The following is a 15,566-nucleotide window of genomic DNA, read 5'->3' as shown; positions in this document are numbered from 1 at the left end:
TCTGCCGTCCTGCCCTCTACGCCACAGCCGCCAGCATCTTCTCCGCCTCCGCCAGATCGTCGGGGCGGTTGGCGTTGAAGAAGGGGTCGAGCGGGTCTGTCGACCAGTCGGCAACGGCGACCTTGTAGCGCGCGGTCCAGACGTCGACCTTGCGGATCTCCTCCACCGTCATGGCCTCGCGCAACTCCTCGGCTAGCGAGACCGGCCAGAGGGCGATGGGCGGATGGGTGCGGCCGCCGGAGCTGGCGCAAGCGATGTCGGCGCCCTCCGCGATCATCCGGTCCTCGAGCCGCTCTGCCAGATCGTGCGGCAGGAAGGGCGCATCGCTGGGCACCGTCAGGATCAGGTCGCAGACCGGCGCGTGGCGTGCCGCCCATTCCATCCCTGTCAACACGCCGGCCAGCGGGCCGGCGTAGCCCTGGATGGCATCGCCGGCGACCGGCAGGCCAAAGTCGGCGAAGCGATCCGGATTGCCGTTGGCGTTGATGACCAGACAATTGGCCTGAGGGCGGACGCGCTCAAGGATATGATTCAGGATCGGCTTGCCAGCCAGCGGCCGCAGGCATTTGTCGCCGCCGCCCATACGCCGCGCCAATCCGCCGGCCAGCAGCACGCCACAGACCTTGTGCCGGATTCGGTTCATGACTCGCTATCGTCCCGATCGCCGCCCCCGTAGCCGCCCTCGTAGCTGCCCTTGCGGCGGTGCCGGCGGCTTTCTTCCTGGGCGTCGCTGCCGTCACTGTCGAAGACAATCCGCTCTGACCCGGACAGTGCGATGAAACGCTTGCCTTTGGCACGACCGATCAGCGTCAGGCCCGCCTGCTGCGCAAGATCCACACCCCAGGCGGTGAAGCCCGAGCGGCTGACCAGAATGGGAATGCCCATCTGCACCGTCTTGATAACCATTTCGCTGGTCAGTCGGCCGGTGGTGTAGAACATCTTGTCCTCGGGACCGATGCCCTCGAGGAACATGTAGCCGGCGATCTTGTCGACGGCGTTGTGGCGGCCGACGTCCTCCATATAGAGCAGTGGCCGCGCACCCTGGCAAAGCACGCAGCCGTGAATCGCGCCGGAGGTCAGATAGAGGCTGGGCGCGCCGTTGATCTTCTTCGAGAGCGCATAGAGGTCGGAGGTCCTGAGCCGCGCTTCCGGGTTTAGGTCGATCTCGTCGAACTTCTCCATCAGGTCGCCGAAGACCGTGCCCTGTGCGCAGCCGGAGGTGCGGATCTTTTTCTTGAGTTTTTCCTCGTAGTTCGTCGCACGCGCCGTGCGCACCACGACGACCTCCAACTCCTCGTCGTAGTCAATGCCGACGATCTCGTCATCGGCACGCAGCATGTTCTGATTCAGCAGATAGCCGACGGCCAGATAGTCCGGGTAGTCGCCGATCGTCATCATGGTGACGATCTCCTGCCCGTTCAGAAACAGGGTCAGAGGACGTTCCATGACGACCCGGGTCTCAATGGGCTGACCGGTCTCGTCGATGCCGCGCACCGATTGGGTCAGGCGCGGATCCTCGGGCTCCGGACGCAGCAGGAACTCCTCCAGCGCCGCCGGATCGGCCAGCTTAGCTTTGCCCTTCTGCGCCAGACGGACTGGCGCGTCGGCGCCCTCCTCGGCCGGCTTTCGATCTTGCGGGGTTTCGGCGAGCGTCTGATCCACGGAGCCGGCGGCCTCCCTTGCTTTTCCCGCTATATGCGGCACGACCCTGGCAGGTACAAGAGCCGCCTGCCATCCAATACCCTGCAGCATTTCCTCAACGAGCCTACGGTTGTAATCAAAACAGCTTTCTGCATAGATACGCAGGCTTCAGACGGGATTAGCCTGCGCAATGCACCGCCTTGCCCCCCCTGCCGAGCCGAGAGCGGATGGACTACCTTGCCGCGGCCTTTCAGGCCGCTTTCGAGTTGATCGTTTCCTTCGACGCCGATCTCTGGGAAATCGTTGCGCTGAGCCTGCGCGTCAGTCTGTCGGCGGTCTTGATCGCAGCTTTGATCGGCCTGCCGCTGGGGGCTGCCGTCGCACTCTTCAGCTTTCCGGGGCGCGGCGCCTTGATCGTGCTGCTCAATGCCCTGATGGGCTTGCCGCCCGTGGTGGTCGGACTGGTCGTCTACCTCTTTCTCTCGCGGGCCGGACCGCTGGGCGTGCTCAATCTGCTGTTCAGCCCGACGGCCATGATCATCGCTCAGGTCATTCTGGTCTTACCTATCGTGGCCGCCCTGACCCGGCAGGTGATCGAAGACCTGTGGGGCGAATACCGCGAGCAGCTGATCTCTCTGGGTGCCGGGCCGGCGCGGGCGATCCCCACCCTGCTGTGGGACGGGCGGATCACCCTGGTCACCGCGATCCTGGCCGGCTTCGGCCGAGCCAGCGCGGAGGTCGGAGCGGTGATGATCGTAGGCGGCAACATCGATCACGTGACGCGGGTGATGACCACCACCATCGCGCTGGAGACCAGCAAAGGCGCGCTACCGCTGGCGCTCGGCCTCGGCATTCTGCTGCTCCTGCTGACCCTGTTGATCAACGCCGCGGCGGAGGGTGTGCGGCGCTACGCCCGCGCGCGGCTGGCATGAGGGACGGCGCAATGAGACAGGCGGAGAGCGTCCCCCGCACCGCCGGCGAGACCTATCGGGACAGCATCCTGCCTTGCCGCTTCGAAAGCGTAGTCTACGAGGTGGCCGGCAAACGGCTGATCGACGGTCTCGATCTGACGCTGAAAGCGGGGCCCGTCACTCTGCTGATCGGGCCCAACGGCGCTGGCAAGTCGCTGACCCTGCGGCTGGCCCACGGCCTGATCGCGCCCACGGCGGGGCAGATCCTCTGGCAGAATCGCAAGATCGAAGGCGCCGGACGCGGCCCGCGCCGGCAATCCATGGTCTTTCAGAAACCGGTGCTGTTGCGCCGCTCCGTCGCCGCCAATCTGGACTACGCACTGGCCGTGCACCGAGTCAGAGGGGAGGAGCGCCGGGCACGGCGCGATGAAGCCCTGGCCCGCACCGGCTTGACCGCCTACGCCCGGCAGCAGGCCCGCACCCTGTCGGGCGGCGAGCAGCAGCGTCTGGCGATGGCGCGGGCCTGGGCACTGAAACCGCAGGTGCTGTTCCTGGACGAGCCGACCTCCAGTCTTGACCCGACCGCAACCGCGGCAATCGAGACTATCGTGCAGGCCATGCAGGCCGAAGGCTGCAAGATCGTCATGACCAGCCACGACCTCGGCCAAGCCAAACGCCTCGCCGACGAGGTCGTGTTCCTCAACCGTGGCCGCGTGGTGGAACACACACCGGCCGCCAAGTTCTTCGAACGACCCGACAGTCAACCTGCCAGGGATTTCCTGGCGGGCAAGCTCGTGTGGTGACCGGCCGAAACGGCACCGCAGTCCATCTTCAAGGGAGACCTATCGTCATGAAGACAATGCTGGCGGTGCTTGCCGCCCTGATGCTGGTCGCGACGGGCGTCCAAGCCGACGACAAGTTCATCACCGTGGCCTCCACCACCTCGACCAAGAACTCGGGCCTGCTGGACTTCCTTCTGCCACAGTTCCAGGAGGAGACGGGAATCGAGGTGCGGGTGGTCGCCGTCGGCACCGGCAAGGCGCTGCAACAAGCCCGAGACGGCGATGCGGACGTCCTGCTGGTTCACGCAAAGGCGCGCGAGGAAAAATTCGTTGAGGAGGGCTTCGGCGTCGAGCGCTTCGACGTGATGTACAACGACTTCGTGGTTGTCGGGCCGGCCGGCGACCCAGCCGGCGTATCCGGCAAGAGCGACGCCGCCGCAGCGCTGCAGATGATCGCCGAGGCCGAATCCGTCTTCGCCAGTCGCGGCGACGACAGCGGCACCCACACCAAGGAGCGCAATCTCTGGGAGGCGGCCGGCGTCGACGTCGAGGCTGCCAGTGGCACCTGGTATCGCGAAACCGGCTCCGGCATGGGCGCAACGCTGAACACCGGCATCGGTATGGACGCTTATGTGCTGACCGATCGGGCCACCTGGATCTCCTTCGAGAACAAGGCCGATCACGAGGTGTTGGTCGAGGGCGACCCCGATCTCTTCAACCAGTACGGCGTGATTCTGGTCAACCCCGAGACCCACCCGCATGTGAAGGCTGACCTGGGGCAGGAATTCATCGATTGGCTGACCGGCAACAGCGGCCAGCGTCTGATCGCCGAGTACCAGCTGAACGGCCAGCAGCTCTTCTTCCCGAACGCAGAGAAGGGCCAGTCCTGACGCCCTAATCCAGAGAAATCGGAGCCGGCCCCGCACGGCTCTTCTCAGTTACCCTCCACTGACGGGCGTGGCCTCTTCGGTAGGCCGGTGCGGTCGCGCCCGTCACCTTTTTTCCGATGCCTGAGACGCAAGCTCCATGTTGAAACGCCTCCTGTCCCTAATGACCGGAACTCTGCTGATGAGCGTCGCAGCCTTGCCTGCCTCCGCCGATATCGTGAGGCTGCACGCCGCAGGTAGCCTGAAGGCTGCGATGACGGATATCGCTGCAGCCTATGAGAAAACCGGTAACCTGACGGTCGAAACGGCCTTCGGTCCCTCCGGCCTCCTGCGCGAGAGGATCGAAGGCGGCGAAGCCAGCGATGTCTTCGCCTCCGCGAACATGCGCCACCCTCGCACCCTGGAAGAGCAGGGGATCGGAGGCCCGGTCGTCCTCTTCGCCCGCAACCGTCTCTGCGGCCTGACACAACCGGGCCTAGGCGTAACTCCGGAGACCCTGTTGGAGACACTTCTGTCGGCGGGCGTGCGGCTCGGCACCTCGACACCGAAGGCCGACCCTAGCGGCGACTACGCTTGGCAGCTTTTTGAGAAGGCTGAGACGGTGCGGCCCGGCAGCTTCGCCGAACTCGACGCCAAGGCCCTGCAACTCACTGGCGGTCCGAACAGCGAACCGGCGCCGGAGGGACGGAACCCCTACGCCTGGGTCATGACGGAAAACCGAGCCGACGTCTTTCTGACCTACTGCACCAATGCCGTGCTGGCCAAGGCGGACACGCGCGATCTGGAGATCGTCGCCCTTCCCGAGACACTGTCAGTCGGGGCCGACTACGGCCTCACGCTGATTTCTGCGGAGAACTCCGCCGCGTCGCGCCTCGCACTCTTCATACTTTCGCCTTCGGGACAGAAGATTCTGGAGGACTACGGTTTCACGACGGTCGGCTTGCCGTAACGCGATAGCGGGACCCGGCAGCTCCGTGGACCAGTTACTTGGAGAGCATCACCTCCGTCGACTTGATGACCACGTTAATGTCATCGCCGACGGCAATGCTGAGATCCTCGACGGAGTCGACTAACACCATTGAGGTAACGATGTTGCCGCCACCGATGTCGACCTGGACCTTTGCGGCGACTGCGCCGCGTTTCACCGCAACCACTTTGCCGGGAAAGACGTTGCGAGCGGAGATCTTCATGAAGCGGGACTCCTGACCTGTAGCCTGAATTTTGCCCTGAACCTTGGGATGAAATTGACTGACTACATGCCAGTCGGCGACAACGACGGCAAGTCGAACAAGGATCGGGAGTCTCTCCCGGTTCGCGTCCGCCTCGTCTAGAGTAGCAGTGGCTGTCGTCCCCTCCCCCGGCAGCGATCGGAAAGGAGGCCGCCCCGTTCGCCGATGCAGACTCCCGCTCGCACTCGAGTCTTCCGCCTGCTTTCCGCTCTCCTGCTCGGCGGGCTGCTCGCCATCCCCTTGGCAGTGCCGGCAGCCGCGCAGCTCGAGCCGCCGTTCCTGGCGGAGCGTGTGGAGCTGGGTCAGCTGCCGCCGCTGACCGAGCGTCTGCCGTCGGACCCGCGCCGCGACCTCCCGGAGCGCGAAACCTGGCAAAGCGGCCGGTACGGCGGAAACCTGACCCTGCTGACCCGCGGCGGCCGGGACGCCCGCGATCTAGTGGTGCTCGGCTATGCGCGCCTGCTGGTCTGGAACGAAGCCTTTGAACTCGTGCCGGACATCCTGCAGACGGTCGAGGTTGAGGAAAATCGAAGCTATACGCTGAGGTTGCGGCCCGGCCACCGCTGGTCGGACGGTCAGCCCTTCACGGCGGAGGACTTCCGCTTCTGGTGGGAGCAGGTCGCGAACAACCCGGAGCTTTCACCCGGCGGTCCGCCGGCGGAACTTTTGGTCGAGGGCCAACCGCCGAACTTCGAAGTGCTCGACAGCGCCACGGTCCGCTTCACTTGGGAGAAGCCGAACAATCAGTTTCTGCCGACCCTGGCCGCCACGCGCCCTCCCTTCATCTACAGGCCGGCCCACTACCTTCGGCAGTTTCACCCGGACTTCGCCGATCTCGCGGCCCTGGAAGCGCAAGCGGAGGAAGCTGGATTGCAGGGCTGGGCCGCCCTGTTCGACCAGCGCGACCGCCCCTTTCTGCTGGCGAACCCCGACCGCCCGACTTTGCAACCTTGGCGTCTGCTGAACGCGCCGCCGACCCGCCGCTGGCGCTTTTCCCGCAATCCTTACTTCCACCGTGTCGACGCGGAAAACCGGCAGCTCCCCTACATCGACGAGGTTGTTCTGGAGGTCGCCAGTGCAGAACTGATACCGGCCAAGGCGGCCGCCGGCGACAGCCATTTACAGGATCGCGGCCTAACGTTTCGCGATGCCGCCTTCCTGAAGGAAGCGGAGGCGCGCGGCGCCCTTTCGCTTAAGCTCTGGCCCATCGCACGCGGCGCGCAGCTCGCCATCTATCCCAACCTCAATACAGCCGATCCTGGCCTGCGAAGCCTGATCCGCTCGACCGACTTTCGCCTGGCGCTGTCGCTCGCGATCGACCGCGAGGAAATCAATCAGGTGATCTACCAGGGCTTGGCCCTGCCTGGTGCGAACTCTGTCCTGCCGGATAGTCTGCTCTATCGCCCGGCTCTGCGCGGCGCCTGGGCTCAGCACGATCCCGAGGCCGCGAATGTTCTTCTGGACGGCCTCGCACTCGACCGCCGCGACGCCCAAGGGTACCGGCTGCGCCGCAACGGCGAACGCCTGACCGCAATCGTAGAAGCCGGCGACACCGATCCCGCCGAAATCGATGTCCTCGAACTGGTCCGGAGCCACTGGCGCGAAATCGGCGTGGAACTGCTGGTCCGCAGTCGGGGCCGCAGCGCCCTACGCAATTCCATTCAGGCGGGGAGTACGGCTTTCAGCGTCTTCTACGGCTTGGCAAACGGACTCGCCCGCCCGAGCATGAGCCCCAAGGAGTTGGCGCCCACCGGCGACCGTCAGAACCACTGGCCACTCTGGGGCCTGCACTACGAAACCAACGGCAGCAGAGGCGAGGCCCCCGACCTGCTGGCGGCGCAACGCCTGCTGGAGCTCTTCGAGACCTGGAAAACAGCCTCCGATGTCGAGGGCCAGCGGGCAGCCTGGGAGGAGATGCTGCAGATCCACGCGGCCGAGGCCTTCACCATCGGTCTGATTGCACGGGTCCCCCAACCCGTGATCCATCGCCCGGATCTGCGCAACCTGCCAGAAAGTGCGCCCTACCTTTACGATCCCGGCGCCTACCTCGGTTACACTCGCCCGGATACCTACTGGATCGCCGAATAGACCGAGTTGCAGCGATTGCATGGCGGCCTTGCTTCGGATCCAAGATAAAGACGCTTGGTAGGTCAGAGTCACTGCCCTATTATTTGTGCAGTGCAGCACGGGCCTTGGATTAAGCAAATCGCAAGGAAAAGCGGTTAACACCGCCCCCAGCAAATCGCTGTTTTACGGTACAGCCATAAGTGCCGACCGAGAAAACCGTTCCGGGATGGGATGCCTCCAACCGTGCAAGCCTGGAGAGCTGACCCATGGTAGAAAAATTCGAAGAGCCGATCGCCGCTTACAGCGACCTGACCTATGAAGAGCTGCAGGTCTTGATCGAGCGCGGCCGTCAGGAGCGTTCCAAAGCCCTGCTGAGCCATGCCAAGAGCTTCGCGGCAATCATCGGAGGTCTCTTCCGCAATGGCCGCAAGTCGGACGTTCAAGAGCCCCTCTCGGGTTCTGTCGCAAACGTCTAAGCAAGTCGCTCTGGGAGCTCGCCACCGCTCGGCGCTGCGCCCTCTCTCGACTTTGAGAATAGGATCGCCTGAGGCGTAACCGCCTCAGGCGATCCTGTTTTAGGGACCGTTAAAGCGAATGCGTCCGAGGTCGGCGATGTCATAGCCACCCATACCGGCTGCCTTCTTCGCGAAGGCCTCCGAGCGGGCGAAGGTGAGGAGCCTTTGCAGCGGTGCTTCGAAGTAAGCACGCCGCCCGATCAGCAGGTCATAGCGCTCCTCCGTCAAGGGCACGAAGCCGAGTTTCAAACTCCGTGCCACCGACTCGACGGCCAGGCCCGCATCCGCGCGCTCTTCAAGGATGGCCAGGCCGACATCCAATTCGCTCCGTACCGTTTCGGTCGGAGTCAGGCTGGCGATATCCCTGCCGGCTTCGCCGAGCAGATGGGCGAGAAGAAGCTGCGCACCCGCCTCCGCCTGCCGCGCGACCCAGCGCGGACCGCGGCCCTCCAAGTCCTCGACCGTCGCAATCCCGAGCGGATTGTCCGCAGCGACGATCAAGCCCTGACGTCGCCGTGCCCATTCGACCAGCACAACAGGCTGGCCGGGACAGGCCGCTTCGATCACCGGTACGTTCCAGTCCGCCCGTTCGGGATCGTAGACGTGGAGGCCGGCGGCCAAGGCCGAACCGTCGACGAAGCGCTTGACGCCATCCAGGCTGCCCCCCGGCATCAGGGCCAGACCGCAGCCGCTCTCCCGCACCGCCCAGTCCAACAAGGGATCGGCCGAGCCGGCGATAACCGGCGGTGGAACAGGCTGCACCTCCGCCCCTTCAAGGTTTCGCGTCAGCCAGAGGTCGATGAGCGGTTTCGGAAAAAGCCACTTGCCGGTAACCCGGGTGCAGGGGATCTCGCGCCGCCGAACCAACTCGTAGAGCCGGCGCTCCTTGATCCGCAGGTAGTCTGCCACCTCGCGGGTCGTCATCAGCTCTGCCGGCCCTTCGGCCATCTCCTCTCCCTCGGTATCCGCTCTATCCTTGGCGTTAAGGCAACAGACAACCCCGGCTGGCGCAAGCCCTCGCTTGCCTCGGCGAAGGCCGCAGATTATTTGGGGTCGAACCCGTTTCGTGCCCGGCCTAGTCTGTTAAAGCACGTAAAGTATAAAAAAGCGGTCCTTCGCTCTCGACGACCAGTGCCGAGAACACCAAGCACGGCCGCACCTCAGGAGGGATTCGGTTATGCGCCTCGGCGCGAAGCGACTGCTTGTCTGCGATTGCGAGTCCACCATGCCGCTCGACGGCGACCAGCTGACCAAGGCCTGCAAGGCCCTTGGCGGCGAGGGTGAACTGCAACTCAACACCCAACTCTGCCGCAGCCAGCTCGGTAACTTCCAGCAAGCGATCCTCGGGCAGGAATCCGTGCTGGTCGCCTGCACCCAGGAAGCGCCGCTGTTCGACGAAATCGCGGCTGAAGACAATCCACAGGCGCAGGTCGACTTCCTCAACATCCGGGAAACCGCAGGCTGGTCTCAGGACGCGACCGCGGCCACACCGAAGATTGCCGCCTTGCTGGCCGAGGCGGCGCTGGATCTGGAACCGACCCCAACCGTGTCTTTCGCATCGGAAGGCACCTGTCTGATCTACGGCCGGGACAGTGACGCCCTGGAGGCCGCCCAGCAACTCAAGGCGAAACTTGACGTCACGCTGCTGCTTACGCCGGATGCGGAGGCGATCACCCCACCGCGTGTCATGGACGTGCCCGTCTTCCGTGGCCGGATCTCTAGCGCGAAGGGGCATCTCGGCGCCTTCGCGATCAATGTCGACGGCTATGCCGCCGCCAAGCCCTCCTCCCGGCTGGAACTGACCTTCGAGGCCCCGCGCGACAACGCCTACTCCGAGTGCGATCTGATTCTCGACCTGACCGGCGGAGCCCCGCTCTTCACCGGTCACGACCGCCGTGACGGCTACCTGCGCCCGGACCCCGGCAATCCGGCCGCCGTTCAGAAAGCGATCTTCGAAATCGGCGAACTGACCGGCGAGTTCGAGAAGCCGCGCTACGTCAAGTACGACGCCAACATCTGCGCCCACAGCCGCAGCCGCAAGACGGGCTGCACCCGCTGCCTGGACGTCTGCCCGACCGGCGCTATCACACCCGCAGGCGATCAAGTCGAGATCGACCCCTACGTCTGCGGCGGTTGCGGCATGTGCGCGAGCGTCTGTCCGACCGGCGCGGCAACCTACCAACTCCCTGCCGGCAACACCCTGTTCGAGCGGCTGCGCAGCTTGCTGGAGGCCTATCATAAGGCCGGCGGCGGCAACGCGACGCTGCTGCTGCACGACGGCCGGCATGGGGAGGAAATGATCTCCCTCATGGCCAGAGGCGGTCGCGGTCTGCCCCCGCACGTCATTCCCTTCCCGTTGAACGAGGTGACGCTGGTCGGGCTCGACTTCTTCGCCATGGCTTTTGCCTACGGCGCGACGCGTCTGGCCATCCTGATCGGCCCCGACAAGCAAGGCGAACTGGAGGGGCTGGCCGGACAGATCGCCTTGGCCGAGACCGTGATGGAAGGGCTGGGATACGGTGGCGGTCGCATCGATCTGCTGGATGAAGGAGACCCCGAGGCGGTCGAAGCGAGACTCTGGGAGTTGGCGGACCGGAGCCAGCCTGAGCCCGGCGGCTTTCTGCCGATGGGCGGAAAGCGCACCCGCTCCATGCTGGCTCTGCGCCATCTGCACGGCAAGGCCCCGCAAGGGGATCAGGGCGGGCCGCCCGATATTCTGCCTTTGCCGAAGGGCGCGCCCTTCGGCCAGATCAAGGTCGACACCCAAGGCTGTACGATGTGCCTGGCCTGCGTTTCAGCCTGCCCGACCGGCGCGCTGCAGGACGACCCCGACCGGCCTTGGCTCGGCTTCAATGAGGAAGCCTGTGTGCAGTGCGGTCTCTGCGCCAACACCTGCCCGGAGAGTGTCATCACGCTCGAACCCCGTCTCAATTTCACGGAAGAAGCGCGAAGCACCGCGAAGCTTAATGAGACGGAGCCCTTCAACTGCATCCGCTGCGGCAAGCCCTTCGGCGTCAAGAACACCATCGAGCGGATCGCCGACCAACTCGCCGGCAAGCACTGGATGTTCGCCTCCAGCGATACGGTCGAGCGGATCATGATGTGCGACGACTGCCGGGTCGTGGTGCATTTCGAGCAACCCAATCCCATGGCGGCCGCGCCACGCCCGATGATCCGGACGACGGACGACTATCTCCGGGAACGGGAGATCGAAGAGGCCCGCGCCAAGGTACGCGCCGAAGGCGGCGAGGAAAGCGACGAGAGCGCATGAGCCGACTGGATCGTCGTCTCCACGCCTTTCGCGACGACCTCGCCGATGCCCGGCTGCGCGGAAGGGTGGAGGCAGACCGCTTCGTCGAAGGTCGCGCGGCAGCGCTGGCCGTTGGCGCAACGGGACTACGGCGCGAGCCAGGCGGACGCTTCGACAGCCAGGTTCTGTTCGGCGAGCCACTGTTGGTCTTCGAGGAGAAAGGCGGTTGGGCCTGGGTCCAGTCGGAGGCCGACGGCTATGTCGGCTATCTAGAAACCACCGCTCTCGCGCCGCGTCACGCAACAGCCACGCACCGTGTGGCTGTCCGCTCGACCTTGCTGTTTCCGGAACCCGACATCAAGGCACCGATCCGCGAGGTGCTCACCCTCACCACGCCCCTCGCCGTAACGGGCGAAGAGCAACGCTTCGCCGTCACACCGCACGGCTACATCAGGGCCGACCACCTGGCTCCGCTGAGCGAGCCTCGGCTCGACTACGTGGAGACCGCTCTAGATTTTCTCCACACGCCGTACCTCTGGGGCGGCAAGTCGGTTGCAGGCGTCGACTGTTCGGGACTTCTGCAGCTCGTCTTGACCGCAGCGGGCATCGCCTGCCCGCGCGACACCGACATTCAGGAAGCCTGCGCGGAACTAGGGCCGCCAGTGGATCGCGAGGCACCGCGCCAACGCGGCGACCTGATTTTCTGGAAAGGCCACGTGGCCATAGCGCTCGACGCCGAAAGGGTGGTGAACGCGACCGCCCACCCCCTCTCGACCGTGGTCGAACCGCTCGCCGAGCTGGACGCTCGGGCTCGTGCCGACAGCCAGGACGGCATCACTACCGTTCGCCGGCCTTCTGTTGATCGCGGGCCGCACCCTTAGCCAACCTCTGCCACCGGACAGCCGATCAGGGCAGGAACTGCTCCATAATGATGCGTTCCTCGAGATTGTGTTCGGCATCGGAGAGCAGGCGCAGGCTCACCTCCCGGTCCTCGCGGATCTCCACCTTGGCGACGTCGCGCACCTCGGTGTAGTCGGCGACGGCACCGACCGGCCGTTTGTCCTGTTCCAGGATCTCTAGGGTGACCACCGCCTTGTGGGGCAGTAGCGCGCCGCGCCAACGCCGGGGGCGGAAGGCGCTGATCGGCGTCAGCGCCAACAGACCGGCGCCCAAAGGAATGATCGGCCCGTGGGCGGAGAGGTTGTAGGCGGTACTGCCCGCCGGCGTGGCGACCAGAACGCCGTCGCAGATCAGTTCCTTCAATCGGACGACGCCGTCAACGGAGATGCGGAGTTTCGCAGCCTGACGGCTTTCGCGGAACAGAGAGACTTCGTTGATCGCCAAAGCCTCCTGACTGACGCCGTCGCAGCCCGTTGCGATCATGCGGAGGGGATGCAGATCGACACTCGTGGCCGCCGCCAGCCGTTCGGCCAGACCCTCCTCCCGGTACTCATTCATCAGAAACCCGACGGTACCGCAGTTCATGCCGTAGATCGAAACGCCGCGCCCCATGTTGGCATGTAGCGTTTCCAGCATCAGTCCGTCGCCGCCAAGCGCCACGATAAAGTCAGCCTGCTCCAACGGCACCGGATCATAGCGGGCGGACAGCGCCTTCAAGCCACGCTGCGCCTCCGCCGTCTCCGCCGCAACGAAGGCTATTTTCGGCGGAGAGCTTGGAAGAGAGCTCGGGCGTTTCGCAGCCGCGCTGGCAGGAGAGAGAACGGACATCATCTTCGCACCCATCGTCTTTTCGACCGTCGCAGTATAGCCTCTCGCCAGACTGAGACCACGTCAGCTTGAAAACGAGCCAAGGAGCTATTGAATGCGCGGAATTTTCTGGGTTTTGGCAGTCACGCTGCTGCTGGCCAGCGGAGCGACACAGCCTGCGGTGGCACAAGAGGAAAACGACCGTCACATAGGCTATTACTACCCCCACCCGCAGACCCAGGAAACCTTTGTCTCGCGTGGCCGGCCACTGCCGCAAGCCGACCGGCAGATGCGCGTCGGTTTCGTGGTGGGGTACACCACCAGCCAGCTGGAACAGCCCTACCCGCCGGAATTCGTGCTCTACGCCAAGGGTGCGGAAGCGCAGAAGCTGATCATCGCCTCGCTGGACGACGACCGCATGAACACGCTCTATCGCGCCCGCGCCGTGCTGGCGATGATGACGGCTATCGCGCGCACCATGCCGATCTTCGTCGAAAACGGCGTGGAAGACAGCTTCACCTTCTTCGATCTCGCGAAGCTACTGGGCTTCGAGCAGATCACGGTCACCGACGGGCGCGACTTTGCGCATCAGGTCTTTCTCGACTAGGCCTTGGAACTCCCCAAAGAGCACGATCGCCTCAAGTGGAAGCGTTTGGCTTCCACTTGAGACGTGAATTGCCCTCTAGGAACGATCGGCCGCCAAACGAAGCCCGAGCCCGATCAGAATGGTGCCGCCGATCCGCCTGGCCCAGAGTTGTGCCCGCTGGCTGGCCTTAAGCCGCGCGACCAGTGTCGAGGTCAGGAAGACAGCAACGAGGTCGGCGGAGGAGAAGGCAAAGTTCACGATCACGCCGAGGATGAGAAACTGCGTCCAGATCGGCAGAAGCGCCGCGGGGTCGACGAACTGCGGCAGAAAGGCGAGATAGAAGATCGCGACTTTCGGGTTGAGCACCTCGACCAGAATGCTTTCGAAAACACTGCGTCGGGCGCTCTTGGACGCAAGGTGCGGCAGGTCCGCGTCCAAGGGCCGGCTGCGCAGCAGCCCGATGCCCAGCCAGATCAGATAAGCGGCGCCGGCAAACTTCACCGCGAGATAGAGATCGGGAACCAGCTCGAAAACGACAGCCAAACCGAGAGCAGCGGCCAGAACGTGGGCATAGCCGCCGATATGGATGCCCAGCATCGCCAGCAAACCCGCGCGCCGTCCCCGCGCGAGGGTCTGAGCCGCCGTGTAGAGAACTGCAGGACCCGGGACGTAAGCGAAAATCGCCGTTGCGACCGCGAAGCCCAGAAGCAGTTCCCAAGACGGCATTTGGCGTTCCTTTCAACTTACAGGATTATCAGACTAGCAGCCTCGACCCCGCGCGACCAAGGAAAGCTAGGAAGCCGGCTCCAAGCGCAGCAGCCGACCGTCGTTGGAATCGGTCAGGAGGTAGACGAAGCCGTCGGGGCCGACGCGCACATCGCGAATACGACCGACCTCGTCCTCCAGCAAGCGCTCCTCGCCGATCACCTGCTCACCGTCCAGTTCCAGCCGCACTAGCAGACGCGAGCGGAGAGCACCAACAAAGAGATCGCCTTGCCACTCGGGAAAGGCCGCGCCGCTGTAGAAGGCCATGCCGGACGGCGCGATGGAGGGCACCCAAACGTGCACCGGATCCTCAACACCGGGCCCGGACTCGCGTTCGCTGATGACGGCACCGGAGTAGTCGATACCGTGGGTGACCTCCGGCCAACCGTAGTTGGCGCCGGCCCGGATCACGTTGACCTCGTCGCCGCCGCGCGGACCATGCTCGTGGATCCAGATCACACCGGTGTCGGGATGCCTCGCCATGCCCTGGGCATTGCGATTGCCACGCGTGTAAGCCGTGGGCGGAGTCCCTGCGTCGCCCAGGTAAGGATTGTCGGACGGAACCGTACCGTCCCGTTCGATACGATGGATACGGCCGGCCTCGTCCGCCGGGTCCTGCGCCCTGTCCATCGCGCCCCGATCGCCGATGGAGAAGTAGAGGCGACTCTCGCTGTCGAAGGCGAAGCGCGAACCGAAGTGGCGCCCCGCACGGGTCTTATCCTTCATATCGAACAGGATTTCGCTGTCGGTCCAGCGGCCATCCTCAAGTCGACCGCGCCACACCTGCGTGCCGAGACCGCCCTCCCCTTGCCCGGAGAGCGACAGGTAGATCCAGCCGGTTTCCGCGTAGTCGGGATCGACCGCCACGTCGAGCAGCCCGCCCTGTCCCCGCTCCTCCGCCTCGGGGATACCAGGGATCGGATCGGACAGGCGGCCATCGCGGTACAGGCGCAATTGCCCGGCCTGCTCGGTGATCAACATCCCCCCGTCGGGCAGGAACGCCATGCCCCAGGGGCGCTCCAGATCGTCCGCCAACTCCACCAGACGGAAGTCGTTCTGCTCGCTGCTGTAGGTTTCGGCAGCGACGGGCTGAAGAACGAAGATCGAGGCGAAGGCGAGGACTGCGAGACGAAGGCTCATAGGGCTCTCCCAAGGAAGGTGTCCAAAGGCTATCCGAAGACGAAGGGCAGGCCGGCTGCTCACCGCCCAGTTCGACAGCTCAAGGT

General features: G+C 64.7%; 16 protein-coding genes. 9 read left to right on the top strand and 7 right to left on the bottom strand.

Annotated elements, in window-relative coordinates; all coding sequences use genetic code 11:
• Nucleotides 1-16 precede the first annotated feature (16 nt).
• Both mobA and fdhD read right to left on the bottom strand, forming a co-directional pair.
• Complete coding sequence (gene mobA / locus ACO054_RS02730) at nt 17-643, bottom strand: molybdenum cofactor guanylyltransferase MobA (protein ID WP_421708914.1); 627 nt, start codon at nt 641-643, stop codon at nt 17-19.
• Nucleotides 640-1,548, bottom strand: coding sequence for a formate dehydrogenase accessory sulfurtransferase FdhD (fdhD, locus tag ACO054_RS02725; RefSeq protein ID WP_421710323.1), 909 nt, complete (start codon nt 1,546-1,548; stop codon nt 640-642). The genes mobA and fdhD overlap by 4 nt, the downstream gene beginning before the upstream one ends.
• Before the next feature lie 320 nt (nt 1,549-1,868).
• On the opposite strand from fdhD, the gene ACO054_RS02720 reads away from it, so the two are divergent.
• From ACO054_RS02720 to ACO054_RS02705, 4 genes are all read left to right on the top strand, one after another.
• Nucleotides 1,869-2,573, top strand: a complete 705-nt coding sequence (locus ACO054_RS02720; protein ID WP_421708913.1) for an ABC transporter permease — start codon at nt 1,869-1,871, stop codon at nt 2,571-2,573.
• Between the two features lie 11 nt (nt 2,574-2,584).
• Entirely contained in the window at nt 2,585-3,355 is a 771-nt protein-coding gene (locus tag ACO054_RS02715; RefSeq protein ID WP_421708912.1) for a phosphate ABC transporter ATP-binding protein, read from the top strand.
• A gap of 47 nt (nt 3,356-3,402) precedes the next feature.
• On the top strand, nt 3,403-4,224 hold the full coding sequence (locus ACO054_RS02710; RefSeq protein WP_421708911.1) for a substrate-binding domain-containing protein: 822 nt from the start codon (nt 3,403-3,405) through the stop codon (nt 4,222-4,224).
• 136 nt (nt 4,225-4,360) lie between these two features.
• Nucleotides 4,361-5,170, top strand: a complete 810-nt coding sequence (locus tag ACO054_RS02705; protein ID WP_421708910.1) for a molybdate ABC transporter substrate-binding protein — start codon at nt 4,361-4,363, stop codon at nt 5,168-5,170.
• Nucleotides 5,171-5,204: 34 nt separating this feature from the next.
• Here the strand turns inward: ACO054_RS02705 and ACO054_RS02700 are convergent, their stop codons facing one another.
• Nucleotides 5,205-5,411 (bottom strand): TOBE domain-containing protein, encoded by a 207-nt coding sequence (locus ACO054_RS02700; protein WP_421708909.1) that lies wholly within the window; start codon nt 5,409-5,411, stop codon nt 5,205-5,207.
• 204 nt (nt 5,412-5,615) lie between these two features.
• Between ACO054_RS02700 and ACO054_RS02695 the strand changes: the two genes are divergently transcribed.
• Nucleotides 5,616-7,538, top strand: a complete 1,923-nt coding sequence (locus ACO054_RS02695; protein WP_421708908.1) for an ABC transporter substrate-binding protein — start codon at nt 5,616-5,618, stop codon at nt 7,536-7,538.
• A 245-nt stretch (nt 7,539-7,783) separates the two neighbouring features.
• Nucleotides 7,784-7,993 (top strand): hypothetical protein, encoded by a 210-nt coding sequence (locus ACO054_RS02690; protein WP_421708907.1) that lies wholly within the window; start codon nt 7,784-7,786, stop codon nt 7,991-7,993.
• 99 nt (nt 7,994-8,092) lie between these two features.
• On the opposite strand, the gene ACO054_RS02685 is transcribed toward ACO054_RS02690, so the two are convergent.
• Nucleotides 8,093-8,980, bottom strand: coding sequence for a substrate-binding domain-containing protein (locus tag ACO054_RS02685; protein ID WP_421708906.1), 888 nt, complete (start codon nt 8,978-8,980; stop codon nt 8,093-8,095).
• Between the two features lie 229 nt (nt 8,981-9,209).
• Between ACO054_RS02685 and ACO054_RS02680 the strand changes: the two genes are divergently transcribed.
• Both ACO054_RS02680 and ACO054_RS02675 read left to right on the top strand, forming a co-directional pair.
• Entirely contained in the window at nt 9,210-11,303 is a 2,094-nt protein-coding gene (locus ACO054_RS02680; protein ID WP_421708905.1) for a 4Fe-4S binding protein, read from the top strand.
• Nucleotides 11,300-12,163: a C40 family peptidase gene (locus ACO054_RS02675; RefSeq protein WP_421708904.1), complete on the top strand. Its 864-nt coding sequence runs from the start codon at nt 11,300-11,302 to the stop codon at nt 12,161-12,163. The genes ACO054_RS02680 and ACO054_RS02675 overlap by 4 nt, the downstream gene beginning before the upstream one ends.
• 25 nt (nt 12,164-12,188) lie before the next feature.
• Here the strand turns inward: ACO054_RS02675 and ACO054_RS02670 are convergent, their stop codons facing one another.
• Nucleotides 12,189-13,025, bottom strand: a complete 837-nt coding sequence (locus tag ACO054_RS02670) for an NAD kinase (protein ID WP_421708903.1) — start codon at nt 13,023-13,025, stop codon at nt 12,189-12,191.
• Between the two features lie 79 nt (nt 13,026-13,104).
• On the opposite strand from ACO054_RS02670, the gene ACO054_RS02665 reads away from it, so the two are divergent.
• A complete protein-coding gene (locus ACO054_RS02665; protein ID WP_421708902.1) occupies nt 13,105-13,596 on the top strand; it encodes a molybdopterin-guanine dinucleotide biosynthesis protein A in 492 nt (163 codons plus the stop codon).
• A 75-nt stretch (nt 13,597-13,671) separates the two neighbouring features.
• On the opposite strand, the gene ACO054_RS02660 is transcribed toward ACO054_RS02665, so the two are convergent.
• Together ACO054_RS02660 and ACO054_RS02655 are read right to left on the bottom strand one after the other, a co-directional pair.
• Complete coding sequence (locus ACO054_RS02660; RefSeq protein ID WP_421708901.1) at nt 13,672-14,301, bottom strand: LysE family translocator; 630 nt, start codon at nt 14,299-14,301, stop codon at nt 13,672-13,674.
• 66 nt (nt 14,302-14,367) lie between these two features.
• The gene (locus ACO054_RS02655; protein ID WP_421708900.1) at nt 14,368-15,480 is read right to left on the bottom strand and encodes a PQQ-dependent sugar dehydrogenase; all 1,113 of its coding nucleotides are present in this window, start codon (nt 15,478-15,480) and stop codon (nt 14,368-14,370) included.
• Nucleotides 15,481-15,566: the final 86 nt, after the last annotated feature.

This window comes from Algihabitans sp., assembly GCF_965226985.1.
Classification (GTDB): Bacteria; Pseudomonadota; Alphaproteobacteria; order Kiloniellales; family DSM-21159; genus Algihabitans.
The sequence above is the reverse complement of the archived record's forward strand: the minus strand, read 5'-3'. Positions and strand labels throughout refer to the sequence as shown.